The following is a 24,971-nucleotide window of genomic DNA, read 5'->3' on the forward strand; positions in this document are numbered from 1 at the left end:
GAACTGGACGATGGTCCGAGTCGCGTCCGCGATGTCCGGATCGGGCCGAGCACGGGTCCATATGCTCGCGATGCTCCTGCCGTTGCCGCCGAGCCGTCCACCTCGAGCCGGTGCACGGCGAAGGGATCGCCACCCGATGCTCTCCGTGCGCCTGCGCCGTTCCTCCTCCCCCGTCGCCGCCGTGAGCGCCGTCGTCCTCGTCCTCGTGACGGCCCTCGCCGCCGTCGTCGGCGCGTCCACGTCCGCCTCGGCCGCAGGCACGTCCCTCCTCACGGAGTCGTTCTCGGGCGCCACGGTCGCCGACCCCGCCTTCCTCGCCCTGAACTCGGCGTGCCTGACCAGGTCGACGACGACCGCCACGGGCACGGCCCTCGGCAAGTGCGCGACCACGAACGGGCCCGTCCCGACCTCGGGCGACAACGGCTGGCTGCGCCTCACCGACGCCACCACCAACGTCAAGGGCGGCGTGGTGTACAACCGCGCGATCCCCGCGGCCGCGGGGCTCGTCGTGCAGTTCCAGCAGGCTCAGTACGGCGGCTCGGTGTACAACCCCGGGAGCAACCCCGCGCCGGGCGACGGCATCGGGTTCTTCCTCACGGACGGCGCGTACTCCCTCACGTCGGCGGGCTCGTACGGCGGTGCACTCGGGTACGCGCAGCGCAACGACGGCACCGACGGCGTCGTCGGCGGCTATCTCGGTGTCGGTCTCGACGTGTACGGCAACTACGCGAACGACGAGGAGGGCCGCGGGACCGGTTGCTCCGCGGCGTCGGCGGGGACCCGCACGCCCAACGCGATCACCCTGCGCGGGCCGGGGCGCCAGTCCGGCACCGCGTGGTCGCAGGGGTACTGCCGCGTCGGCACGACGACGCAGCTGAGCTCGGCGTACAACGTGCAGCCGTCGTTCTGGAACGCCTCGACCGTGAAGCCGACGCCGGCGACGGAGGCGACCTTCGTCCGCGACGTGCGCGTGACGATCCAGCCTCAGCCCGCGTCGGGGACCACGGGCCCGGACGTCACGGTCGAGCTGAAGTTCCCCGGTGAGACGTCGTGGGGCCACGCCGTCACGACGACGATGCCCACGCGCGCTCCCGCCACCTACAAGCTCGGCTGGGCCGCGTCGACCGGCGGCGCGTCCGACATCCACCTCATCCGCAACGTCGACGTCTCCACGGTCGACGCGCTCAAGGACCTGACGATCGCCAAGCAGGTCGTCGCCCCGAAGGCGAAGTACGCGGTCGGCGACACCATCAGCTATCAGTTCGTCGTCTACAACACGGGCACGCAGACACTCACGAACATCGCGGTGAGCGACCCCAAGGTGACCAACCTGGTGTGCCCGGCCACCACGCTCGTCGCGGGCGCCTCGACGATCTGCACCGCGTCGCACGTCGTGACCTCCGCGGACCAGGCCGCGGGCAGCGCCTACGCGAACACCGCCACCGCGACCGGCAAGGCCCCGGACGGCTCGAGCGTGACGACCGATCCGTCCACCGCGACGGTCAACCTGAACGACGTCCCGTCGCTCTCGCTCGTCAAGTCCGCCTCGGTCCTGGCGGGACTCGCCGTCGGCAACCAGGTGTCGTACACGTTCACCGTGACCAACACCGGGAACGTGACGCTCACCGGCCCGAAGGTCGTCGACGGCGGGACGACGTACACGTGCCCCGCGACGTCGCTCGTCGCGGGTGCCTCGACGACCTGCACCGGCCCCGTGCGCACGGTCACCCAGGCCCAGGTCGACGCCGGGGTCGTCACCAACACCGCGACCGCGTCCGCCACGTTCGGCGGCTCGACGTACACCGCCACCGACAGCGCGACGTCCACGACCGTCGCCCCGGCACCGGCCATCACGATGACGAAGACGGCGTCGCCGACGTCGGGCGCGACGCTCGGCACCGTCGTGGCCTACTCGCTCACGGCGAAGAACACGGGCAACGTGACGCTCACCGGCGTGACCGCGATCGACGACGGCACCACCTACGCGTGCACACCGTCGACGCTCGCACCCGGTGCCTCGGCGACGTGCGCGGTCCCGTCGCACGCGGTCACCCAGGCCGAGGTCGACGCGGGCTCGTCCGTGAACACCGCGACCGCCACGGGCACGGCGCCCGGCTCGGCGGGTTCGGTCACGTCGACGCCGAGCACGGCGACGACGACGAGCACGCGCACGGCGGGCATCGCACTCGTCAAGACGGCCACGAAGGGCGGCCAGCCCGCGGCCCCCGTCTCGCCTGGCGACGTCCTGACGTACGCGTTCTCGGTGACCAACACGGGCAACGTGACGCTCTCGGCGCCCGTCGTCACCGACGCGGGCACCACGTACTCGAGCTGCACGCCGAGCACGCTCGCCCCGGGCGCCTCGGCCACCTGCGCCGGACCGACGCGCACCGTCACGGCGGACGACGTCGACGCGGGCCAGGTCGTGAACACCGCGACCGTGACCGCGACACCGCCGGCCGGGGTCGCAGCACCGACGGCCACCGCGACCGTCACGGTCACGACGGTCGCGGACGCCCCGTCGTTCAGCGTCACGAAGACGGCCGACGCCACCGTCGTGCACGTGGGCGACGTGATCCACTACGGCTTCACGGTGGCCAACGACGGCAACGTCCCCCTGCGCAACCCCACCGTGGTCGACCAGGGAACCACCTACGTGTGCGCACCGACCTCGCTCGCCGTCGCCCAGAGCGCGACGTGCCCCGGGCCCACGCACACCGTCACGCAGGCCGACGTCGACGCGGGCAAGGTCGACAACGTCGCGACCGGGCACGCGAACCGCACCAACGGCACGCCCCTGGCGGGCGTGACCGCGTCGCTCAGCATCCCCGCGATCGCGGCGACCCCGTCGATCACGCTGACGAAGACCGCCTCCATGACCAGCGGCGCGAAGGTCGGTGACGTCCTCACGTACTCGCTGACCGTGAAGAACACGGGCAACGTGACCGTCACGTCGCCGACCGTCACCGACGCCGGCCAGACCTACGCCTGCACGCCGACGTCCCTCGCCCCGCAGGCGTCCGCGACGTGCGCCGGCCCGTCGCACACGGTCACTCAGGGCGACGTCGACGCAGGCTCGTACGTCAACCGGGCGACCGCGAGCGCCGTGCCCGCGCGCGGCTCCGGACCGGTCAGCTCGGACGAGGCCGTCGCGACGACGACGACCGTCGCACCGGATCCCGCGCTCACGCTCGTCAAGCAGGCGACCGTCGGCGGCGCGCCGGCAGCGGGCGTCCACCTCGGGGACACCATCACGTACTCGTTCACCGTGACGAACGCCGGCAACGTGACCGTCACGGCGCCCACGGTCGCCGACGGCGTCACGACGTACTCCTGCCCCGCGACCACGCTGGCACCCGGCGCGAGCACGACGTGCGCCGGTCCCCAGCACGTCGTGACGCAGGGCGACCTCGACGCGGGATCCGTCGTGAACGTCGCGACGGCGTCCGGCACGTTCGGCGCGACGCCGGTGACGTCGCCGCAGGCGAAGGTGACGACCACGACCGTCGCCGCGGCGCCCGCCCTGAAGCTCACGAAGTCGGCTTCCCCGGCCTCCGGGGCCACCGTGGGCTCGCTCGTGACCTACTCGTTCGTCGTGGAGAACACCGGGAACGTCACGCTCCTCGCCCCGACGGTCCGCGACGGGGCGTCGTCCTGGACCTGCCCGGTCACGGTCCTGGCCCCGGGCGACTCCGTGACGTGCGCGGGCCCCGTGCACACGGTCACGCAGGCCGAGTACGACGCCGGCCGCGTGGTCAACACGGCGACGGCCGACGCGACCTACGACGGCACCACGTACCGCTCGCCCGAGGCGACCGCGACGACGACGACCACCGCCCCCGCTCCGGGGCTCGTGCTCACCAAGCACGCGTCGCCGTCGTCGAACCTCGCCGTCGGCCAGGTCGTCACGTACTCGTTCACGCTCGAGAACACCGGGGACGTGACCCTGCACGGGCTGTCGGTCACCGACCGCGGAACCACGTACACCGCATGCGACGACGCGACGCTCGCCCCGGGCGCGAGCACGGTGTGCGCCGGGCCCACGCACACCGTGACCCAGGCCGATGTCGACGCGGGAGACGTGCGCAACACCGCGTCCGCATCCGCGACCAGCCCCGCGGGCGCCCGCATCGACTCCGACGACTCGACAGCGACGGCCACGACCGTCGCCGCGGCACCCGGTCTCGCGCTGGTCAAGCACGCGTCGCCCTCGGCTGCCGTGGACGTCGACGACGAGATCGTCTACTCCTTCACCCTCACGAACACCGGCAACGTCACGCTCGACCACCTGGCGGTCCACGACGGTGGCACGTACGACGACTGCGACGACGACTCGCTCGCCCCGGGCGACTCCACCGACTGCCGCGGACCGAGCCACACCGTCACGCAGCACGACGTCGACGCCGGGAACGTGTCGAACACCGCGAGCGCGACGGCCACCGACCCCGACGGCGACGACGTCGACGCGGGGCCGACGACCGTGGACGTCTCGACGGTCCAGGCCGCGCCGGCGCTCACGCTCGTGAAGTCGGCAGCACCCAGCGCAGGGGTCGCCGTGGGTGACGACGTCGTCTACACGTTCACGCTCACCAACAACGGCAACGTGACGCTGCACGACCCGTCGGTGCTCGACCACGGCACCACGTACGCGAGCTGCGACGACGCGACGCTCGCACCCGGTGACTCGACGACCTGTGCGGGCCCGACCCACCGGGTGACGCAGGCCGACGTCGACGCGGGGACCGTGTCGAACACCGCGGCGGCCGCCGCGCTCGCGCCCGACGGCTCGACCGTCGACTCCCCCGACGCGACGGTCGACGTCCTCACTGTCGCGGCCGCACCGGTGCTCGGGCTCGAGAAGTCGGTCGACCCGCGGTCAGGTGCCGCCGTCGACGACGTGCTGACGTACTCGTTCGAGATCACGAACCTCGGCAACGTCACGATCCACGACCCCGTCGCGCTCGACGCCGGCACGACCTACGCGTGCCCCGTCACGGCGCTCGCGCCCGGCGCGTCCACGACGTGCGACGGGCCCACGCACGTCGTGACACAGGCGGACGTGGACGCCGGCAAGGTCGTCAACACCGCGACGGCGCAGGGCACGGCACCACCCGCTCCGGGCAGCAGCACGCCCGGCGCGACGGTGACCTCCCCGTCGTCCACCGCCACCACGACGACGGACGTGCGCGCCGGGCTGGCCCTCGTGAAGACCGCCGCGCCCGAGCGGGACGTCGCCCTCGGCGACACCGTGACCTACACGTTCACGGTGACCAACACCGGGACGGTGACCGTCACCGACCCGGTCGTGAGCGACGCCGGCACCGACTACGCGTGCGCCGTGACGAGCATCGCCCCGGGCCGATCGACGACGTGCACCGGTCCGAGCCACGTCGTGACCCAGGCCGACGTCGACGCGGGCAGCTTCACCAACACCGCGATCGCGTCCGGGACGACACCCGACGCGTCACCCGTGCAGTCGCCGAGCGTCAGCGCGGTCGTCACGACGCAGGGCGCGTCACCCGCGCTGACGCTCGTCAAGCACGTCTCGGCCAGCGCGGACCTCGCCGTCGGCGACGTCCTGAGCTATTGGTTCACCGTGACGAACAGCGGCAACGTCACGATCGCGGTGCCGACCGTCGAGGACGGCGGCACGTCCTACGCGTGCGCCGACGCGTCGCTCGCACCCGGTGCCACCACGACGTGCGCCGGACCGTCCCGCACGGTCACCCAGGCGGACGTCGACGCCGGCACGGTCACGAACACCGCGACGGCGAGCGGGAACCCGCCGCAGGGCGACCCCGTGCAGTCGTCGCCCTCGACCGTCACCTCCACCACGGTGCCGGCCGACGCGTCGCTCTCCCTCGTCAAGAAGGTCTCGGACACGACGGGAGCCGACGTCGGCGACGTCCTCACGTACACGTTCGTCGTGACCAACACGGGCAACGTCACGATCAGCGACCCGCACGTGATCGACGGCGCCACCTCGTACCCGTGCCCCGTCGCGACCCTCGCGCCGGGCGAGAGCACCACGTGCGACGGCCCTCGGCACACCGTGACGCAGGCCGACGTCGACGCGGGCTCGGTCCACAACACCGCGACCGCGGCGGGCACCGACCCCCACGGCACGCCCGTGTCGTCCGACCCGTCCACCGCGACGTCGGGCACCGTCGACGCCGACCCGCAGCTGTCCCTCGTCAAGACCGTGTCGGCCACCGCGGGCATCAAGGTCGGGGACGTCCTCGTCTACACGTTCTCGGTGACCAACACCGGCAACGTGACCGTCGAGAACCCCGTGGTTCGCGACCGCGGCAAGGTCTACGCCTGCCCGGTCGACGAGCTCGCCCCGGGCGCCCAGGTGACGTGCGCCGGGCCTCGCTACACCGTCACCCAGGCCGATGCGCTCGCCGGCTCCGTCACGAACGTCGCGACCGCGGCGGGCACCGCGGGCGGCGAGGTCGTCTCCTCCGAGCAGGCGACCGCGTCGAGCACCGTCGGCTGCGCGGGCTGCGACCCGGCGCCGACGGACCCTGCTGACCCGAGCGACCCGTCGACCGGTCCCGGCGGCCTGGCGACCACGGGTTCCGACGTGCAGGACGTCCTGGCCGTGGCGTTGCTGGCGGTCCTCGCCGGGCTCGCGCTCGCGGCAGCCCGACGGCGCGCCCGGAGCTGACCCCCGGACGACGAAGGGCGGCCCAGGCGAGCACTCCCGCCTGGGCCGCCCCCGGTCCGCGCCTGTCGCTGCCGGTCGCTGCCAGTCGCTGCCGGTGCGACCGTCAGGCCGAGCCGGACTTGCGCTGGAACCTGCGCTGCGCCGGCCCCGTGGTCTCCGAGCCGTGCACGGCACCCGTGTTGCGGCTCCCGTCCGCCGTGCGGTGGCTGGCGGCCTGCTTGCGCTCGAGCGCCTCGCGGAACTTCGCCTTCGCGTCGTCGCTCGCAGCAGCGGGCTTGTCGTCCTCGGCCATCGTGGCTCCTTCCTCGGCCCGGCGGGGTCGCCGGGTCATCTCTCAGCGTGGCCGACCGACCGGCCACGCGCCACCGTTCGCGCGGTCGCGCACGGTCCGTCAGTCGACCTGCTCTGCGCCGTGCCCGCGGGCTGCGCCGGCCTCGGAGCCCGTGACGCCGACGTCGCCGACACCGGGCTCCCCGTGCTCGTCGTCGCGCTGCTCCTCGTGCTCCGCCCGCAGCACCGTGATCGCGGCCTCGAAGTCCTCGAGCGACTCGAACGCCTGGTACACGCTCGCGAACCGCAGGTACGCGACCTCGTCGAGGTCGCGCAGCGGCCCGAGGATCGCCAGACCGATCTCGTAGGCGTCGATCTCGGCGGAGCCCGACGAGCGCAACGTCTCCTCGACCTTCTGGGCGAGCAGCGCGAGGTCGTCCTCGCTCACCGGACGCCCCTGGCACGCCTTGCGGACGCCGCCGACGATCTTGTCGCGACTGAACGGCTCGGTGGCACCGGAACGCTTGACGACCGACAGGCTCGTCGTCTCGACCGTCGTGAACCTGCGGTTGCACGACGGGCACTGACGGCGACGGCGGATCGACGCGCCGTCGTCCGACGTGCGCGAGTCGACGACTCGTGAGTCAGGATGACGGCAGAAGGGACAGTGCACGGGCGTTCCTCTCGCATGGGCGGTCGGCGACCCGCACGCGCGCGTACGCCAGGCTCGCGTGCGCGACGCTAGGCCACGCGCGCGACCGGTCGCAACCGAGATCGAGAGCACCTCGGCGCCGTCGCGTGCGGTCGCACCAGGACATGAGACAGGAACGGGGCGGCCGCCTTCAGGCGACCGCCCCGCCGGGACGCCCCCGTCCCGTGCGGTCCGACTCGCCTCGGACCGCCGTGGTACTGCGGGTGCAGGACGTCAGTGCCCCCTGGTCCCGCGCCTCCGGCAAGCCCCCCAGCTCACCGAATGAGGTAAGGCTAACCTACACAGCGCGCGACCGTGGTGCAAGGCCGGCTCCACGCTCGGGATCCCTGCACGTGCACGATCCCCCGCAGGTCAGCCCGCGGGGACCAGGATCGTCTGACCCGCCATCACGTCAGCGCTCGGGAGATGGTTGACGCGCACGAGCTCGCGCACCTCGGTCGAGACCGACTCCCCCGGTGCGACCGACGCGCTGGCGATGCCCCACAGCGTCTCGCCCTGCACCACGACGTGCTCGACGAGCCCGCCCGTGCCGGACGGCTGCTCGGCGAGCGCGCGCCCTCCGAGGAGTACCGTGACCGCGACCATCGCCAGCGCCATCACGAGCAGCAGCGCGCGCCCCCGGCCGGTCAGCGTCAGGCCGTGCAGCCCGGCGCCGCGCGTCGTGGCGACGTGCTGAACCGAGACCCGCCGCGCGTCGGCCACCCGGGCACCGGCACGGCCACTCACCTGGGGACCCATCGCGATCGCGCTCATGTCGAACCCTCCTCGTCGGCGACGCCCATCGAACGCTTGTGCGTAGAACGTCTGTACGATGTCTACCACCCCGGTGCGACACGTGTCGAGGTCTCGTCGAACAGATGTTTGAGATCACCCGCTGTCGCCCCTAGGCTGGCCCTGCAGGCGACAGCAGACCATCGACCACTGACACGGCGGACCGGGCCCACGTTCGGCCGGCGCGGTGGCCGGAGCGAAGGAGACGACGTGAGCGACGAGAAGCCCGAGCTGGCCACGGTGCACGCCCTGCCCGACGCACCCGCGGGCCCCGACGGGCTCACCGCGCGGCAGCGGCTCGTGCTCGAGACGATCCGGTCGTCGGTCGAGACGCGCGGGTACCCGCCGAGCATGCGGGAGATCGGCGAGGCCGTGGGGCTCAACAGCCCGTCGAGCGTCAAGCACCAGCTCATGGCTCTCGAGCGCAAGGGCTACCTGCGCCGGGACCCGAACCGTCCGCGCGCGATCGAGGTCGTGCACCCCGACGACTCGCGCGGCGTCGGTCTGCGCCCGGGCTGGGTGCGCGAGGGCGCGCGCGACGGTGCACCGTTCGTCACGGACGACGAGCCCGAGCGCGACGGCGCACCGACACCGTCGTACGTCCCCGTGGTGGGACGCATCGCCGCGGGCGGCCCGATCCTCGCGGAGCAGGTCGTCGAGGACGTCTTCCCCCTGCCGCGCCAGCTGGTCGGCGACGGCGAGCTGTTCCTGCTCAAGGTCAGCGGCGACTCGATGATCGAGGCGGCGATCTGCGACGGCGACTGGGTCGTCGTGCGCCGTCAGCCCGTCGCAGAGAACGGCGAGATCGTCGCGGCCATGATCGACGGCGAGGCGACGGTCAAGACGCTGCGCCGGACCGACGGGCACGTGTGGCTGCTGCCGCAGAACTCGTCGTACGCGCCCATCCCGGGCGACGACGCGGTCGTGCTCGGCCGCGTCGTCAGCGTCCTGCGCAGCCTCTGACGGTCAGTACCCGAAGCGCCGCGCCACCGAGCGCACCGCGTCGGCCGACTCGCGCAGGCCCTGCAGCTCGTCGACCGACATGGGGACCGTCAGTCGTGCACCCACCCCTGCGGCCCCCAGGATCGTCGGGACCGACAGGCACACGTCGCTGATGCCGTAGTAGTCGTCGAGCAGCGTCGAGATCGGCAGGATCTGCTGCTCGTCCTTGAGGATCGCCTCGACGATGCGCGAACCCGCCAGGGCGACCGCGTAGTTCGTCGCGCCCTTGCCCTCGATGATCCGGTAGGCCGAGTCGACGACCTCGCGCGCGATCTCGGCGCGCACCGCACCCGTGAGCGGCGGGGTCGAGCCGAGACCCTCCCACTCGAGCAGCGGGACGGCGCCGATGCTCGCCGAGCTCCACAGCGGCAGCTCGCTGTCGCCGTGCTCGCCCGCGATGTACGCGTGCACGTTCTGCACCGCGACGCCGGTGTGCTGGGCGATGAGGTACCGCAGCCGCGACGAGTCGAGCACCGTCCCGGAGCCGAACAGCTGCGTCGGGGGCAGCCCCGCGATCTTCAGCGCGGCGTACGTGACGACGTCCACGGGGTTGGTCACCATGACGTAGATCGCGTTCGGCGCGACCTCGACGACGGCGGGCAGCACCTTCTGGACCAGCGAGATCGTCGCCTCGGCGAGGTCGAGCCGCGTCTGCCCGGGCTTCTGCTTGGCGCCCGCGGTGAACATCACGACGTCGGCGTCCGCGCACACGGCGACGTCGTCCGACCCGATCACCTCGGCCATCGGCATGAACTGGATGCCGTGACCCAGGTCGAGGGCCTCTGCCTCGACCTTCGCGCGGTTGATGTCGAACAGTGCGACCGTCCGCGCGGCACCACGCATGAGGGCCGCGTAGGCCATCGTCGAGCCGACCGCGCCGGCACCGACGATCGCCAGCTTCGACGTGCGCCTGGGCTGCTGGGGCGGCGCGACCAGGGGCCGCTCGTCGAGGTCGTCGGGCTGCGTCATGGGTCCTCCGTGGTGCGTCAGACGGCGTCCTCGCAGGCTAGCGGGTCGTGTCAGGCTGCGCCGAGCCGCCCGAGCGCCGCGAGCACCGCCGCGCGGTCCGTCGTCGGCCAGAAGTCAGGCATCGACCGCGCGAGGAACTCGCCGTAGCGCGCCGTGCGGACCCGCGGGTCGAGGATCGCGACGACGCCGCGGTCGGTCGTCGACCGGATCAGGCGCCCGGCGCCCTGCGCGAGCAGCAGCGCCGCGTGCGTCGCGGAGACGGCCATGAAGCCGTTGCCGCCACCCGCCGCGACGGCGTCCGCGCGCGCCGAGCGCACGGGGTCGTCGGGCCGCGGGAACGGGATGCGGTCGATGACGACGAGGCTGCAGGACCGGCCCGGCACGTCGACGCCCTGCCACAGCGACAGCGTGCCGAACAGGCAGGTCGGCTCGTCCGCGGCGAACTGCGCGACGAGTGTCGGGAGCTGGTCGTCGCCCTGCAGGAGCACCGGGACGTCGAGCCGCTCGCGCATCGCCTCGGCGGCGGCCTGCGCGGCCCGGCGCGAGGAGAAGAGCCCGAGGGTGCGACCGCCCGCGGCACGCACGAGCGCCTCGATCTCGTCGAGCTGCGCCTCGGTGGCGGGCTCGCGGCCCGGCGGTGGCAGGTGTCGTGCGACGTAGCAGATCCCCTGCCGTCGGTAGTCGAACGGGCTCCCGACGTCGAGGCCGTGCCACGTGAGCGCCTCTCCGGCCCCGGTCTGCCCGTCGGTCGACGGCCGCTCCCCCAGGCCGACCGCCCGCGCGGTCGGCTCGAACGACCCGCCGAGCGTCAGGGTGGCCGAGGTGAGCACCGCCGAGCGACCCGCGAGCAGGTGCGTGCGGATGAGACCGTTGACGGCGAGCGGCGCGGCGTGCAGGCGCGTGACGGTCGCACCGCGGCGGTCGTCCCCGCGCGCGCACCAGAGCACGGTGTGCCGGTTGTCCTCGGGGTCCGCCGCCATGCGCTCGGCGACCTCGAACAGCACGAGCATCGCCGAGGCGGCGAGCTTGAGCCCGGACTCCGCGTCTCCCTTGTCCTTGCCGCCGCCCTCGGGCCTGAGCGCACTGAGCAACGTCCGGGCCGCGTCGCGGACAGCGGCCACGGCCGTCCGCAGGTCGTCCGGCAGACCGCGCGGGAAACGGCCCTCGGGCGTCGCGACGAGCAGCGCCGCGAGCGCCTGCGCCGCGGAGTCCAGGTCGGTCGTCGCCATCGCGCCATGGCGACGCGTGAGTCGTGCGGCGTGCTCGATCGTCGCGGCCGACAGCTCGGCCGTGGCCTGCGCGGTCACGCGTTCGGTCAGCTCGTGCGCCTCGTCGACGACGAGCACCTGGTGCTCGGGGAGCACGTTGGGCGAGCCGGATGCGGCGATGCCGAGCATCGCGTGGTTGGTCACGACGACGTCAGCCGCGCGGGCGCGGGCCCTGGCGCGTTCCGGGAAGCACTCCGCGATCTGGGGGCACTTCTGCCCGAGGCACTCGAGGGACGTGACCGACACCTGCCTCCACGCGCGGTCGGTCACGCCGGGGACCAGGTCGTCGCGGTCTCCCGTACCCGTGTCGTCGGCCCACTCCCGCAGCCGCAGCACCTGCGCGCCGAGCGACTCGCGCTCGCCCGGCCGACCGTCGCCCTCGGGAGCAGGGTGCTCGGCTGCACCGGTGTGCTCGCCGAGGTCGAACAGCGTGCCCGGCTCGTCCTGCGGGTACCCGCCGGCGACCTTGTGCACGCACACGTAGTTGTGCCACCCCTTGAGCAGCGCGATGTCAGGCCGCCGGGGCAGGTGCGGCGCGAGCGCGTCCGCGACGAGCGGCAGGTCGCGCGTGACGACCTGACGCTGCAGCGCGAGCGTCGCGGTCGAGACGACGACGCGCTCGTCCGCGCCGACCGCGTGACGCACCGCGGGGACCAGGTAGCCGAGCGACTTGCCCGTCCCCGTACCAGCCTGGACCAGCAGGTGGTCCCCCGTCGTCAGTGCCTGCGCGACCGCGTGCGCCATCTGCTGCTGGCCCTCGCGGGGGTGGCCCCCGAGCGCACCGACCGCGACCTCGAGCAGCTCGTCCACCTCGGCCACCGCGGCGGCAGCACGCTCGGCGACGTCGTGCTCGGTGGCACCGGGCTCGTCGGCCCGCTCCTTCGACCGGTCGTCCGGAACCTGTCCGGTGGAGGTGGCGGGGGCGTCGGGCACCGCGTCAGCGTAGTCGCGCGATGAGGTCGTCAGACCCCCTCCCGCCGCGTCAGGCGCTGCGGACCGCGACCGCCTCCAGCTCGGCTGCGAGCTGCTCGTCGACGCGCGCCCGCACGGCCGTGCCCTCCGCCGTGTGCTCCTCGTGCTCGATGTCCCCGTGCTCGTGCACGCGGCTCACCAGGTCGCCACGCTGGTAGGGCACGACGAGGTCGACGAGCACGCCCGGGCGCGGCAGCAGGTCCGCGATCAGCTCCTGGAGCTCGCCGATCCCCTCCCCGGTGTGCGCGGAGACGACGATCGAGTGCAGCTCACGCGAGCGCAGCCGCGCGATGACCTCGGGGGCCGCGAGGTCCGCCTTGTTGAGCACGATCACCTCGGGCACGTCCATCGCGCCGGGGATGTCGGCCAGCACGTGCCGCACGGCGGCGACCTGCCCCTCGGGGTCCGGGTGCGAGGCGTCGACGACGTGCAGCAGCAGGTCCGCGTCCGCGACCTCCTCGAGCGTCGAGCGGAAGGCCTCGACCAGCTGGTGCGGGAGCGCCCGGACGAAGCCGACGGTGTCGGCGAGCGTGTACACACGGCCGTCGGTCGTCTCGGCCCGCCGCACGGTCGGGTCGAGCGTCGCGAACAGCGCGTTCTCGACGAGCACGCCCGCGTGCGTGAGGCGGTTGAGCAACGACGACTTGCCCGCGTTGGTGTACCCCGCGATCGCGACCGAGGGGATCGCGTTCTTGCGGCGGGACGCGCGCTTGGTCTGGCGCGCGGGCTCCATCGCGGCGATCTCGCGCCGCAGCTTGGCCATGCGGTTGCGGATGCGGCGGCGGTCGAGCTCGATCTTCGTCTCACCGGGACCGCGCGAGCCCATGCCGGCGCCCGCGCCGCCGACCTGCCCACCGGCCTGACGGGACATCGACTCGCCCCAGCCGCGCAGGCGAGGCAGCAGGTACTCGAGCTGCGCGAGCTCCACCTGGGCCTTGCCCTCACGCGACTTGGCGTGCTGCGCGAAGATGTCGAGGATCAGCGCGGTCCGGTCGACCACCTTGACGCGCACGATGTCCTCGAGCGCACGGCGCTGCGACGGTGCGAGGTCGCCGTCGACGACGACCGTGTCAGCGCCCACGGCGGCGACGACTCCCGCGAGCTCGGCGGCCTTGCCCGAGCCGAGGAACGTACCGGGGTCGGGCGAGCGACGACGCTGCAGCAGCCCGTCGAGGACCTCGGAGCCCGCCGTCTCGGCGAGCGCCGCGAGCTCGCGCAGCGACACCTCGGCGTCGTGGACCGTCCCGGAGCCCCACAGGCCGACGAGCACGACGCGCTCGAGTCGCAGCTGGCGGTACTCGACCTCGGTGACGTCCTCGAGCTCGGTGGACAGGCCGACGACGCGGCGCAGCGACGTGCGCTCCTCGAGGTCGAGCTGGTCGCCGTCGTACGACGAGTGGACCGTCCCACCGGCCTGGACAGCTGTGCCCGCCCGGGCGAGCACCCGCGCGACGACGTCGTCGGCCACCTCCTGCGCGCTGCGGGTCACCGGGGTGTCCTGCGGGTCGCGGACGGTGTGCTGCGGGTCGTTCACGCGGTTCCTTCGTTCTTGGACGGGTCGAGCTCCGACCGAGCGGTTCGCGCCGGCGGCTCCTCCAGGGTCGCACGCACCCGGAGGACCGTGCGACCGTTTTCGCCACGGGCCGAGCGCGTACCGGCGGGCTCGGCACCGCGCACCCGCCGGTAAGGTCGGCGCGTGACCGGCCACGACCACTACTTCACGGCGGAGCCCGCATCGGCCGACGAGCGCCGCACGATCACCGTGGAGCTCGCGGGCCGCACGCTCGACGTCGAGACCGCGGCCGGCATCTTCTCCCCCGGGCACGTCGACCACGCGACGCAGGTTCTGCTCGACGAGGTGCCCGCGCCCGCGGCGTCGGGTGAGCTGCTGGACCTCGGCTGCGGATGGGGCCCGATGGCGCTCACGATGGCGCTGCGGTCCCCGGCCGCTCGCGTGTGGGCCGTCGACGTCAACGCCCGCGCGCTCGACCTCGTCGTGCGCAACGCCGCTGCGCACGGCCTGGACGGTGTGGTCGTCGCTCGCCCCGACCAGGTCCCCGACGACGTGCGGTTCACGACGATCTGGTCCAACCCGCCGATCCGCGTCGGCAAGGCCGCGCTGCACGAGCTGCTGCTGCGGTGGCTCCCCCGCCTGGCCGACGGCGGCGTCGCCCACCTCGTCGTCGGCAAGAACCTGGGCGCCGACTCGTTGCAGCGCTGGCTGGCCGACCAGCTCGGCACACCCGTGGAGCGCACGGCGAGCAGCCGCGGCTTCCGGGTGCTGACCGTCGGGCCCGCCTGACGCCCGCCGGTCAGACCTGCGCGGCGGCGATCGCCGCACGCACCTGCGCGAGGCGCGGCACCCCGGTCGCGCGGTGCCGCACGGACCCGCCCGCATCGAGGACGAGGACGGTCGGCGTGACGTCCACGCCCAGTCGCTCACCGAGAGCGAGGTGCTCGGCGACGTCCAGGTCGACGTACGCGACGTCGGCCGTCGTCGCGACGGCGCGCTCGACGACCAGCCGCGTCATGCGGCACGGCTGGCAGAACGTGCTCGAGAGCTGCACCACGGTGGCGCTGCGACCGAGGTCGGAGCCCAGGTCGTCGGCCGTCAGCACGACGTGCCCCTCGGCACCCGCACCGACGACGCCTGACGGAGCCGTCGCGGTCCGGACGGCCGTCCCCGGCCGCTCGGGCTGCTCGGGCCGATCCGTCACGGTCGTCGGCCGGCCACCACGGCCGCGAGGTCGATCTCGGCGTCCGCGACGAGCACCGCCGGGCCGGCGAGCTCGGCGTGCCCGTCCGCGAGCGCGGTGACCCGCACGGTGCCGCCGGGGACGTCGACGAACCAGACGTCCGGCGCCCCGGACCCGGCCCAGGTGCGCACCGCCATCGCCGCGGCGACGGCTCCCGTGCCGCACGAGCGCGTCTCGCCGACCCCGCGCTCGTGCACACGCATGCGCACGTGACCGGCAACCACGCCGTCGACCTCGCGCTCGCCGAGCGGCACGACGAGCTCGACGTTCGTGCCGTGGGGTGGCACGGGCAAGACCAGCGGCGCGCGCGTGAGATCGGCCGCGCCGAGCTCTTCCTCACGCAGCACGACCACGGTGTGCGGGTTGCCGACGTCGACGCTCAGCGCGGGACGCGCGACCTGGAGCCCGGGGACGTCGACCTCGGCGTCGTAGCCGGCTGCGACCGCGTCCGCGCCGCCGGGCACGGACCACGCCCCCATGTCGACCGCGAACCACGGGCCGTCCCCGTCCGGGGCGGCGACCCGGCGCACGCGCCGTACGCCCGCCCGGGTGCCGAGCGCCAGCTCGTCGTCGGACCACAGGCCGAGCCGCTCGAGGAACGCCGCGAAGACGCGCACGCCGTTGCCGCACATCTCGGCGACCGAACCGTCCGCGTTGCGGTAGTCCATGAACCACGTCGCCGACGGCTCGTCCGCGAGCACGGCCGCACCCTCGGGGAGCCGGCGGCTCGCGACCACGCGGATCACGCCATCGCCCCCGAGGCCCGCACGGCGGTCCGCGAGCTCACGCACCAGCTCCGGCGAGAGGTCGAGATCGCCGTCCCGGTCGTCGAGCAGCACGAAGTCGTTCTGCGTGCCGTGGCCCTTGGTCACGCGCAGCGTGGCGGAGGCGGCGGTCATGAGCCCAGGGTACGGCGCGGGGCCGGGTCGTCGGAGCCCGGTCCGAGCGTGCCCGCGTCCGCGCGCGCGACGAGGTCCAGCGCGCGCTCGACCAGGTGCGGGTCCTGCGCGTCCAGCCAGTGCACGCGCGGGTCGCGCCCGAACCAGCCCATCTGCTTGCGGGCCAGCCTGCGCGTGCCTGCCGCCGTCGCTGCGCGCGCCTCGTCGGGCCCGATCTCGCCGCGGAGCATCGCGACGACCTCGGCGTAGCCCACGGCACGCGACGCCGTGCGCCCCAGACCGTGCGCGAGCAGCCGCTCGACCTCCTGCACGAGCCCGCCGTCCCACATCCGCTCGACCCGTGAGGCGATCCGCGCATCGAGCATGGCGCGGTCGCAGTCGAGGCCGATCTGGACCGCCGGGACCTCGTAGACGTGCTGCGGCAGGGACGCCGAGTACGGCCTGCCGGTCAGCTCGATGACCTCGAGCGCGCGCACGGTCCTGCGCGCGTTGCGCGGGCCGATGCCTGCGGCGGCCACGGGGTCGAGGCGCTCGAGCTCGGCGTGCAGCGCACGTGCCCCTTCGGACTCGACCCGATCCTCGAGCCGCGCGCGGACGTCCGGGTCCGTGCCCGGGAACTCCATGTGGTCCAGCAGCGCGCGCACGTACAGACCGGACCCGCCGACGGCGACCGCGCGACGACCGCGGGCGGCGATCTCCTCGAGCGCCGACCGTGCGCGCGCCTGGTAGTCGGCCACCGTGGCGTCCTCGTCGGGTTCGAGCACGTCGAGGAGGTGGTGCACGACCTCGGCACGCTCGGCCGCGGTCACCTTCGCCGTGCCCACGTCCATCCCGCGGTAGAGCTGCATCGCGTCGGCGTTGACGACCTCGCCGTCGAGCGCTCGTGCGAGCGCGATCCCGAGATCGGACTTCCCGGTGGCGGTGGGGCCGACCACGGCGACGACGAGGCTCACGGCGCGACCGCCGTGGGTCCGGCGAGCATCTCGCCCGCCTGCCACGACGCCACGGCGTGCTGCGCGCCCGCGACGACCTGCGCGTGCACCAGGCCTGCCCGCACCGGGAGTCCCGCCCATGCGGCGACGAGCACCTGCCACGGACGCAGTCCTGTCACGGCGAGCCCACGCGCCAGCTCGAGGTCGAGCTGCGCGATGCGCGCGCGAGCGTCGTCGGACCCCGTCGCGAGGTCCGCGAGGAGCGCTTCGTCGTACGCCGGCGCGCGCTCGTCGTCGGCGAGCGGGGCGTCCGGGCCGTGCCGCCCGCTGAGCGAGCCGACGACCACGAGACCCGCCGCGCGCGCACAGACCGCGACGGCTTCGTCGTCGGCGTCCGCGCCCACCTCGAGCACGCGCACACGCCCGGGCCACCCGGAGCGCGCGAGCAGGTGCAGGCCGACCGCCGCCGGGACGCCGACCGGCGCCCAGTCGTCGTCGCCGCACACCACCTCGGGGACCGGCCACCCGAGCTGCCCGTCGGGAACCCCCGCGGCGGCGAGCGACGCCCGGACCCGCCCGCGGGCCTCGCGAGTCACAGGCGCCGCGGCGACGACAACGATGCCCCCGTGGCCCTCGTCACCCGCCGCCCGTCGTGCGTCGTGCCCGACGCCCGCGCTCTCGCGCGCCACGGCGACGACGTGCGCCACGGCGTCCAGCGCGGCTGCACGCAACGCCGCCGCGACGTCGATCGTGCCCCCGGCTCCCGGCACGAGCAGCGCCGTGCCCGGTACGAGGGCGGCAGCGCTCACCCCTGCTGCTCGCCCGACTGCTCGGTCAGGCGCGCGATCTCCGCCTTCGCAGCGGCGACCTCCTGCGGGTACCGCGCGTCGAGCGCCTCGAAGAACGCGAGCGACGTCGAGATCGCGCACCCCAGGTGCAGGTCCAGCTGGCCGTCGGTCACGCCGTACTCGTAGTCCACGGCGTGCTCCGCGTAGATCCCGAGGTTGCCGTCCTCGACGTTGACGTAGATCTTCGGCCAGATGCGGCTCGAGGCCCACTCGTTCGCGGCGACGAGCACCTGACCGAGCTCCGACGCGGGCAGCGTGCGCGCCCAGCGGCCGCGCACCTGCAGGTACTCCTTCTTGCTGCCCATGAGCAGGAAGAAGAAGACGTGGTCGTCCCACCGGCCGCCGATGTCGCCGTCGTCGTCGATGCCGTAGTTGTAGCCGCGCGCGTCGAGGCGTGCGGCCACCCGGTCGCGCGAGACGGGTGCGAGGTCGGGCACCGGGCCCAGGTCGGGCAGCGCAGCGGGGTCGAAGGTCATCGTCGTCACCGTGTCTCGGGTCGTGGATCGTGTCCGGGTGGATCGCTCGTGGATCTCGTGCTCCCTGAACCCTAACGTCCCTCGGCGGGTGCTGGTGCCCACGCCCGCACGTGCGCGCGGACCATGGTGTCGTCCCCCACCGCCCGGGTTCCGCGGGTACTGTCGGCCGCATGGCGTCGCACGAGGACCGGGGCCGCCGCTGGTGGCGGCGCTCGCGTCCCGCTGCCGCCGGGAGGTCACGCTCCACGCGAGCGCAGGGCCCGACGGACGACGAGCGGACCGACGACGAGCTGCACGCGCAGGTCGCCGAGCTCCTCGCACGCGAGCTCGGCGTCGCGGAGCCGGCGCCCGACAACCCCGCACCGGTCACCCCCGCGCGCATCGCGGCCTGGATGACCGACAACCAGTTCTCGTACTTCGTCGACAACGACGGGGACCTCGGCGGCCTGTGGCGGGGGCGGCTGTTCTACTTCTTCCTGTTCGGCGAGAACGCCGAGATCCTGCAGGTCCGCGGCCAGTGGCACCGCGAGGTCTCGATCGAGCGCCTCGAGGAGGTGCTCGACGTGTGCAACGAGTGGAACGCCGACCGCATCTGGCCCAAGGCGTACGTCCGCGTCCGGGACAACGGCCGCGTGCACGTCGTCTCGGAGGTCGCGACCGACCTCGAGCACGGCGTCAACGACGCGCAGCTCAGCCAGCTCCTGTTCTGCGGCCTGTCGACCGGGTCGATGTTCTTCGACGCGCTCGACGAGCGTTACCCCGACCCCGCTGGGAGCGCGCCGTGACCGGTACCCCGGGCTGGCTCCAGCGCGTGCTCGGCGGCCTGCCCAAGCCGCCGAAGTCCGTGCCGGACGACGACGACCCGATCCGCGCGCCGCACCGTGACCGGCTCGGCGAGTACCTGCTCGAGCACGGGTACCGGTTCGTCGTCGACGACGACGGCGACCTCACGGGGACGTGGGACGGCAACCGGTTCTGGTTCCTGCTGCTGGGCGAGGCCGACGAGATCGTGCAGGTGCGCGGTCGCTGGCACCGTCAGCTCCCGCTGGACCAGCGTGCGGCGGTCTCGCTCGCGCTCAACGACTGGAACCGCGAGCGGATCTGGCCCAAGGCGTACGTGCGCGAGGAGGACGGGATGCTCGCGCTCTACAGCGAGGTCTCGGCCGACTTCGAGGCAGGCGTCAACGACCAGCAGCTCGCGCAGGTGCTGGCCTGCGGGCTCGGCACCGGGGTGCAGCTGTTCGCGTCGCTCGAGCAGCTCCTGCCCGGCGACGACGCGCCGCCCGGGGACGTGCCCGACAACTGACGCGGTCGCGCCCGTGCGCCCTCGCTCAGCGCAGCGTCGGCAGCCCGAGCACCACAGGACCGACTGACGCGCCCGTCCCGCACGCGTCACCGTGGCCGTGCTCGTCGTCGCCCGCCTCACGACGCTCCCACGCGTCACCCGCACGCGTACGCCGTACGGTCACGTGGTCGCCGTCCGCGACCAGGTGGTGGGGCGCGCCGTGCGTCACGGTCACCGTGACGAGGTCGCCGGGACGGGGGCGCGCGTCGTCGGCCGTTGCCGGCGGGAGCGAGAAGTGCACGAGGCGGTTGTCCGCGGCACGCCCCGACAGACGCGCGGTGGCACCGTCCTTGCGCCCCTCGCCCTCGGCCACGAGCACCTCGATCGTCCGGCCGACCTGGGCCTGGTTCTCCTCGAGGGAGATGCGCTCCTGGAGCGCGACGAGCCGCTCGTACCGCTCCTGCACCACGGCCTTGGGCAGCTGCTCGGGCAGCTCTGCAGCGGGCGTGCCGGGGCGGGGCGAGTACTGGAACGTGAAGGCCGACGAGAACCGCGACGCCTCGACCACCCGCAGCGTCTCGGCGAAGTCCTCCTCGGTCTCGCCGGGGAAGCCCACGATGATGTCCGTCGTGATCGCCGCGTGCGGCATCGCCGCGCGGACACGGTCGATGATGCCGAGGAACTTCTCCGACCGGTACGAGCGGCGCATGGCGCGCAGCACCCGGTCCGAGCCCGACTGCAGCGGCATGTGCAGCTGCGGCATGACGGTGGGCGTCTGCGCCATCGCCTCGATCACGTCGTCGGTGAAGGCCGCGGGGTGCGGGCTCGTGAACCGCAGCCGCTCCAGGCCCGGCGTGGCCCCGGCGGCGCGCAGCAGCTTCGCGAAAGCGCCGCGGTCGCCGAACTCGACGCCGTAGGAGTTGACGTTCTGCCCGAGCAGCGTCACCTCGATCGCGCCCTGGTCGACGAGGGCCCGGACCTCGGCGAGGATCTCCCCCGGCCTGCGGTCGCGCTCCTTGCCGCGCAGGTGCGGCACGATGCAGAACGTGCACGTGTTGTTGCAGCCGACGCTGATCGACACCCAGCCCGCGTAGACCGACTCGCGCCGCGTCGGGAGCGTGCTCGGGAACACCTGCAGCGACTCCGCGATCTCGACCGCTGCGGCCTCGTTGTGGCGCGCGCGCTCGAGCAGCACCGGGAGCACGTCGAGGTTGTGCGTGCCGAACACGACGTCGACCCACGGCGCACGCTCGACGATCCCCGCACGGTCCTTCTGCGCGAGGCAGCCGCCCACCGCGATCTGCATCCCGGGGCGCTGCCTCTTGGTCCCTGCGAGCCGACCGAGGTTGCCGTACAGCTTGTCCGCGGCGTTCTCGCGCACCGCGCACGTGTTGATGACGATGACGTCCGCGTCCTCGGTGGCCGCGTCCGCGGGCGTCGCCGCCACGTAACCCGCCTGCTCGAGCATCCCGGCCATGTGCTCCGAGTCGTGCACGTTCATCTGGCACCCGAGCGTCTTGACGACGTAGGTGCGTGCGCGCTGCGGCTCCGCTGCGACGGGCAGGTCGGCGGCCGCGCTGTGGGCGGCGCTCTGGGGGGCGCTCTGGGCGAGGGTCGTGGACATCACCGCCAAGGGTACGACGCGGCGCACCCCGCTCAGCCGGCCGTCGCGCTCGCGCGGATCTCGCGGACCACGGTGACCGTGATCTCGCCCGGATACACCAGGTCCTGCTCGATGTGCCGGGCGATCGCGACGGCCAGCTGCGGCAGGTCCCGGTCCGACACCTCGGTCGGCTCCACCACGACCCGCACCTCGCGGCCGGCCGACATCGCGAGCGCGCGGCGGACACCCGCATGGGCCGCGACGAGCTGCTCGAGCTTGTCGATCCGCTCGACGTACTGGTCGAGCTCCTGGCGGCGCGCTCCGGGGCGCGATGCGGAGATCGCATCGGCGATCTGCACGACGACGCCCTCGACCGTCTCGACCGGGACCTCGTCATGGTGCGCGGCGATCGCGTTGACGACGACGTCGGACTCGCCGTGCCGTCGGGCGATGTCTGCGCCCAGGAGCGCATGCGTGCCCGGCACCTCCGCGGAGACCGCCTTGCCGAGGTCGTGCAGGAACGCCGCGCGACGAGCCGTCTCGATGTCCGCGCCGAGCTCCGCGGCGACGGACGCCCCGATCAGCGCGCACTCCACGAGGTGCTCCAGGACGTTCTGGCCGTAGGACGTCCGCAGCCGCAGCCGCCCGAGCGTGCTCACGATCTCCGGGTGGAGCCCGCGCACGCCCGCGCGCTCCGCCGCGTCGTGGCCTGCGGCGACCGTGCGTTCGGGCGCTCCGGCGACCGCGTCCGCGTACGCGGCCTCGATCCGCTGCGGGTGGATGCGACCGTCGGTCATGAGCGCCTCGAGCGCGACCTGCGCGACCTCGCGCCGCTCCGGGTCGAAGCACGACAGCAGCACCGAGCCGGGTTGCTCGTCGACCAGCACGTTCACACCGGTCAGGGCCTCGAACGTGCGGATGTTGCGACCTTCCTTGCCGATGATGCGGCCCTTCATGTCGTCGCTCGGCAGCGCCAGCACCGTGACCGCCGGCGGGTTGCTCGTCCCGACCGCGGTGCGCTGGACGGCCGTCGCGACGATCCGGCGCGCCTTGGCGTCGGCCGACCGACGAGCCTGTGCCTGCACGCGCCGCACCGCCGACTCGGCGTCGTTGCGCGCCTGCTCGACGATCCTGCGCGTGAGCTCCTCGCGCGCCTCCGAGGCCGTGAGCCCGGTGACGGACTCCAGCTCTGCGACCGCCTCGCGCTCGGCGGCGACGCGGCGTTCGTCCGCCTGCGCCTGCGCGTCCGACACCAGCTGGGCGGCCTCGCGCTCCGCGTCCGCGAGCCGTCGGTTCGCCTCGCGCTCCGCGGCGTCCGCCCCACGCTCGACCTCGCGCTCCCGCTGCGCGAGCGCGTCCGACCTCTCGCGCACGCGCCGGCCGAGCTCGTCGACGCGGTCCTGCTCGTCGGCGACGGCCTTCTCGCGCTCGGCGAGCCGCCGCTCGCGCCGCTCGGACTCGGCGATCACGAGCTGTGCCCGTTCGCGGATCTCCGCGACGTCGCGCGCCGCCTCCGCGCGCCGCTGCGACGCCTCACGCCGTGCGACGAGGACGAGGATGAGCGCCACGAGGCACGCACCCAGCAGGCCGATGATGGTCGTCGTCGTCCGCCAGTCCACCGTGCACCTCCCTTCGCCGCACCGCCGCCGGTCCGGGGACATTGTGACTCACGCCGAGCCCGTGATCAGGCCCGACGCGGCGACCTGCCCTGAGTGTGCCGACAAGTCCCGTGCGACGAGCACCGGTCTCACGATCAGTCGTCGAACGGGACGACCTCGTCGGCGCCGTCGAGCGCCGCGAGCTCTTCGCGCAGGATGCGCCCCACCATCGCCGGCGGGTAGCCCCGTCGCCCCAGGGCCGCATACGTGCGCCGTGCACGCACCTGAGCGTCGAGCGACGCCGTCTGCGCGAGCTTGCGACGCACCAGCACCCGAGCCGCGGACTCCTCGTCGTCCGAGCCGACCTGCTCGAGCGCGACCTGTGCCGTCTCGTCGTCCACGCCCTTGCGGCGGAGCTCCACCGCGATGGCCCGACGCGACTGGTGACGCTCCTGGTGGCGGGTACGCACGAGCATCCCGGCGAACTCCGCGTCGTCGATCAGACCGACCTCGACGAACCGGTCGAGCACGGCCTCGGCGACGTCTTCAGGCACGTCCTTGCGGGCCATCGCGTCGCGCAGCTGAGCCCTGCTGCGCGGCGCGTCCGTGAGCAGCCGCAACGCGATCGCCCGGGCGACCCCCTCAGGATCCGGTTCGCGATCCTGCTGGGGGTCACCCGTCGCTTCGGGTTCCGACGTGCGCATGCGCCGTCCGGAGGCCCCGCGGCCGGCTCGCCCGGCCGTCAGAAGTCGACCTCGACGGGCTCGGCCGGCGCGTCGAGCCGGGCGCCGACGCCGAGCTTCTCCTTGATCTTCTTGTCCAGCTCGTCGGCCAGGTCCGGGTTGTCCCGCAGGAACTTGCGGGCGTTCTCCTTGCCCTGGCCCAGCTGGTCACCCTCGTACGTGAACCAGGCACCCGACTTGCGCACGAACCCGTGCTCGACGCCCATGTCGATGAGGCTGCCCTCGCGGGAGATCCCGACGCCGTACAGGATGTCGAACTCCGCCTGCTTGAAGGGCGGCGCCATCTTGTTCTTCACGACCTTGACGCGCGTGCGGTTCCCGACCGGCTCCGTGCCCTCCTTGAGGGTCTCGATGCGACGGATGTCCATACGCACCGATGCGTAGAACTTCAGCGCCTTGCCACCCGTCGTCGTCTCGGGAGAGCCGAAGAACACGCCGATCTTCTCGCGCAGCTGGTTGATGAAGATCGCCGTCGTGCCGGACTGGTTGAGCGCGCCGGTGATCTTGCGCAGCGCCTGCGACATGAGGCGGGCCTGGAGACCGACGTGGCTGTCGCCCATCTCGCCCTCGATCTCGGCCTTGGGGACGAGTGCCGCGACCGAGTCGATGACGATGATGTCGATCGCGCCGGAGCGGATCAGCATGTCCATGATCTCGAGCGCCTGCTCACCGGTGTCCGGCTGCGAGACGAGCAACGCGTCGGTGTCGACGCCGAGCTTCTTCGCGTACTCCGGGTCCAGCGCGTGCTCGGCGTCGATGAACGCCGCGATGCCGCCGGCACGCTGCGCGTTGGCGACCGCGTGCAGCGCCACCGTCGTCTTGCCGGAGGACTCGGGACCGTAGACCTCGACGACGCGCCCACGCGGCAGACCGCCGATGCCGAGAGCGACGTCGAGCGCGATCGAGCCGGTGGGGATGACCTCGACGGGAGCACGCCCCTCGTCACCGAGGCGCATCACGGATCCCTTGCCGAACTGGCGGTCGATCTGGCTGAGGGCGGCCTCGAGGGCCTTCTCGCGGTCCTGGGGAGCGGGCATGGTGTCCACCTTCGTCGTCTCGAGCAGCGGGTCGCTGCGCCTGCGGGGGCTGGTCCTTGTCGTCGCGGGTGACGCTATGCCCGACCACCGACACGACGGCCGTCACGCCCCGGCCCTGTGCGCGGACCCTCGTCGGCGCGGGCTGTGGACGGTTCGACCG

Annotated in this window: 20 protein-coding genes; 5 read left to right on the forward strand and 15 right to left on the reverse strand. The window is 73.4% G+C overall.

The window, feature by feature from the left end; genetic code table 11:
- Window positions 1-181: 181 nt before the first annotated feature.
- Window positions 182-6,670 carry a hypothetical protein gene (locus AW16_RS18335; protein WP_197021565.1) on the forward strand — a complete coding sequence of 2,163 codons (6,489 nt, stop codon included), beginning with the start codon at window positions 182-184 and terminating at the stop codon, window positions 6,668-6,670.
- Window positions 6,671-6,773: 103 nt separating this feature from the next.
- On the opposite strand, the gene AW16_RS0105450 is transcribed toward AW16_RS18335, so the two are convergent.
- The 3 genes from AW16_RS0105450 to AW16_RS0105460 all read right to left on the reverse strand — a co-directional run bounded on the left by AW16_RS0105450 (window position 6,774) and on the right by AW16_RS0105460 (window position 8,405).
- The gene (locus tag AW16_RS0105450; protein ID WP_029288791.1) at window positions 6,774-6,962 is read right to left on the reverse strand and encodes a DUF5302 domain-containing protein; all 189 of its coding nucleotides are present in this window, start codon (window positions 6,960-6,962) and stop codon (window positions 6,774-6,776) included.
- A 99-nt stretch (window positions 6,963-7,061) separates the two neighbouring features.
- Window positions 7,062-7,613, reverse strand: a complete 552-nt coding sequence (gene nrdR, locus AW16_RS0105455) for a transcriptional regulator NrdR (RefSeq protein ID WP_081861468.1) — start codon at window positions 7,611-7,613, stop codon at window positions 7,062-7,064.
- Between the two features lie 390 nt (window positions 7,614-8,003).
- The gene (locus tag AW16_RS0105460; RefSeq protein WP_051681689.1) at window positions 8,004-8,405 is read right to left on the reverse strand and encodes a LysM peptidoglycan-binding domain-containing protein; all 402 of its coding nucleotides are present in this window, start codon (window positions 8,403-8,405) and stop codon (window positions 8,004-8,006) included.
- 228 nt (window positions 8,406-8,633) lie between these two features.
- Between AW16_RS0105460 and lexA the strand changes: the two genes are divergently transcribed.
- Window positions 8,634-9,386, forward strand: a complete 753-nt coding sequence (gene lexA, locus AW16_RS0105465; protein ID WP_029288797.1) for a transcriptional repressor LexA — start codon at window positions 8,634-8,636, stop codon at window positions 9,384-9,386.
- A 3-nt stretch (window positions 9,387-9,389) separates the two neighbouring features.
- Here lexA and AW16_RS0105470 read toward each other — a convergent pair whose 3' ends face one another.
- The 3 genes from AW16_RS0105470 to hflX are packed head-to-tail and all read right to left on the reverse strand — an operon-like array spanning window position 9,390 to window position 14,168.
- Window positions 9,390-10,394 carry an L-lactate dehydrogenase gene (locus tag AW16_RS0105470; protein ID WP_029288799.1) on the reverse strand — a complete coding sequence of 335 codons (1,005 nt, stop codon included), beginning with the start codon at window positions 10,392-10,394 and terminating at the stop codon, window positions 9,390-9,392.
- A 50-nt stretch (window positions 10,395-10,444) separates the two neighbouring features.
- Window positions 10,445-12,595, reverse strand: coding sequence for an ATP-dependent DNA helicase (locus AW16_RS0105475; protein ID WP_369794756.1), 2,151 nt, complete (start codon window positions 12,593-12,595; stop codon window positions 10,445-10,447).
- Window positions 12,596-12,644: 49 nt separating this feature from the next.
- Window positions 12,645-14,168, reverse strand: coding sequence for a GTPase HflX (gene hflX, locus AW16_RS0105480; protein WP_029288803.1), 1,524 nt, complete (start codon window positions 14,166-14,168; stop codon window positions 12,645-12,647).
- A gap of 162 nt (window positions 14,169-14,330) precedes the next feature.
- Between hflX and AW16_RS0105485 the strand changes: the two genes are divergently transcribed.
- A complete protein-coding gene (locus AW16_RS0105485; protein WP_029288805.1) occupies window positions 14,331-14,936 on the forward strand; it encodes a class I SAM-dependent methyltransferase in 606 nt (201 codons plus the stop codon).
- A gap of 10 nt (window positions 14,937-14,946) precedes the next feature.
- Here the strand turns inward: AW16_RS0105485 and AW16_RS0105490 are convergent, their stop codons facing one another.
- From AW16_RS0105490 to AW16_RS0105510, 5 genes are read right to left on the reverse strand one after another with little or no spacing between them, the layout of a single operon-like run.
- The gene (locus AW16_RS0105490; protein WP_231495956.1) at window positions 14,947-15,351 is read right to left on the reverse strand and encodes a thioredoxin family protein; all 405 of its coding nucleotides are present in this window, start codon (window positions 15,349-15,351) and stop codon (window positions 14,947-14,949) included.
- Complete coding sequence (gene dapF, locus AW16_RS0105495; protein ID WP_034648156.1) at window positions 15,348-16,289, reverse strand: diaminopimelate epimerase; 942 nt, start codon at window positions 16,287-16,289, stop codon at window positions 15,348-15,350. Before dapF ends, AW16_RS0105490 begins: the two co-directional genes overlap by 4 nt.
- Complete coding sequence (miaA, locus tag AW16_RS0105500) at window positions 16,286-17,242, reverse strand: tRNA (adenosine(37)-N6)-dimethylallyltransferase MiaA (protein ID WP_029288814.1); 957 nt, start codon at window positions 17,240-17,242, stop codon at window positions 16,286-16,288. The genes dapF and miaA overlap by 4 nt, the downstream gene beginning before the upstream one ends.
- Window positions 17,239-18,030: a hypothetical protein gene (locus AW16_RS18730; protein ID WP_029288816.1), complete on the reverse strand. Its 792-nt coding sequence runs from the start codon at window positions 18,028-18,030 to the stop codon at window positions 17,239-17,241. Before AW16_RS18730 ends, miaA begins: the two co-directional genes overlap by 4 nt.
- A complete protein-coding gene (locus AW16_RS0105510; RefSeq protein WP_051681696.1) occupies window positions 18,027-18,545 on the reverse strand; it encodes a YbjN domain-containing protein in 519 nt (172 codons plus the stop codon). Before AW16_RS0105510 ends, AW16_RS18730 begins: the two co-directional genes overlap by 4 nt.
- A 170-nt stretch (window positions 18,546-18,715) precedes the next feature.
- Here AW16_RS0105510 and AW16_RS0105515 point away from each other — a divergent pair, with 170 nt between their 5' ends.
- Both AW16_RS0105515 and AW16_RS0105520 read left to right on the forward strand, forming a co-directional pair.
- Window positions 18,716-19,330, forward strand: a complete 615-nt coding sequence (locus AW16_RS0105515) for a YbjN domain-containing protein (RefSeq protein ID WP_029288819.1) — start codon at window positions 18,716-18,718, stop codon at window positions 19,328-19,330.
- Entirely contained in the window at window positions 19,327-19,851 is a 525-nt protein-coding gene (locus tag AW16_RS0105520) for a YbjN domain-containing protein (protein WP_029288820.1), read from the forward strand. The genes AW16_RS0105515 and AW16_RS0105520 overlap by 4 nt, the downstream gene beginning before the upstream one ends.
- A gap of 25 nt (window positions 19,852-19,876) precedes the next feature.
- Here the strand turns inward: AW16_RS0105520 and miaB are convergent, their stop codons facing one another.
- From miaB to recA, 4 genes are all read right to left on the reverse strand, one after another.
- Complete coding sequence (gene miaB / locus AW16_RS0105525; RefSeq protein WP_029288822.1) at window positions 19,877-21,454, reverse strand: tRNA (N6-isopentenyl adenosine(37)-C2)-methylthiotransferase MiaB; 1,578 nt, start codon at window positions 21,452-21,454, stop codon at window positions 19,877-19,879.
- 32 nt (window positions 21,455-21,486) lie between these two features.
- Window positions 21,487-23,052, reverse strand: a complete 1,566-nt coding sequence (gene rny, locus AW16_RS0105530; protein ID WP_029288823.1) for a ribonuclease Y — start codon at window positions 23,050-23,052, stop codon at window positions 21,487-21,489.
- 134 nt (window positions 23,053-23,186) lie between these two features.
- Complete coding sequence (locus AW16_RS0105535) at window positions 23,187-23,651, reverse strand: regulatory protein RecX (RefSeq protein ID WP_231495957.1); 465 nt, start codon at window positions 23,649-23,651, stop codon at window positions 23,187-23,189.
- Between the two features lie 122 nt (window positions 23,652-23,773).
- Window positions 23,774-24,811, reverse strand: a complete 1,038-nt coding sequence (gene recA, locus AW16_RS0105540) for a recombinase RecA (protein ID WP_029288827.1) — start codon at window positions 24,809-24,811, stop codon at window positions 23,774-23,776.
- Window positions 24,812-24,971 lie beyond the last annotated feature (160 nt).

This window comes from Cellulomonas sp. HZM, from assembly GCF_000708885.1.
Lineage (GTDB): Bacteria > Actinomycetota > Actinomycetes > Actinomycetales > Cellulomonadaceae > Cellulomonas.

Coding starts and splice junctions, on each gene's coding strand:
- dapF (WP_034648156.1), bottom strand. CDS start 16,289: ATGACCGCCGCCTCCGCCACGCTGCGCGTGACCAAGGGCCACGGCACG.
- AW16_RS0105450 (WP_029288791.1), bottom strand. CDS start 6,962: ATGGCCGAGGACGACAAGCCCGCTGCTGCGAGCGACGACGCGAAGGCG.
- AW16_RS0105460 (WP_051681689.1), bottom strand. CDS start 8,405: ATGAGCGCGATCGCGATGGGTCCCCAGGTGAGTGGCCGTGCCGGTGCC.
- AW16_RS0105510 (WP_051681696.1), bottom strand. CDS start 18,545: ATGACCTTCGACCCCGCTGCGCTGCCCGACCTGGGCCCGGTGCCCGAC.
- AW16_RS0105470 (WP_029288799.1), bottom strand. CDS start 10,394: ATGACGCAGCCCGACGACCTCGACGAGCGGCCCCTGGTCGCGCCGCCC.
- miaB (WP_029288822.1), bottom strand. CDS start 21,454: ATGTCCACGACCCTCGCCCAGAGCGCCCCCCAGAGCGCCGCCCACAGC.
- AW16_RS0105515 (WP_029288819.1), top strand. CDS start 18,716: ATGGCGTCGCACGAGGACCGGGGCCGCCGCTGGTGGCGGCGCTCGCGT.
- recA (WP_029288827.1), bottom strand. CDS start 24,811: ATGCCCGCTCCCCAGGACCGCGAGAAGGCCCTCGAGGCCGCCCTCAGC.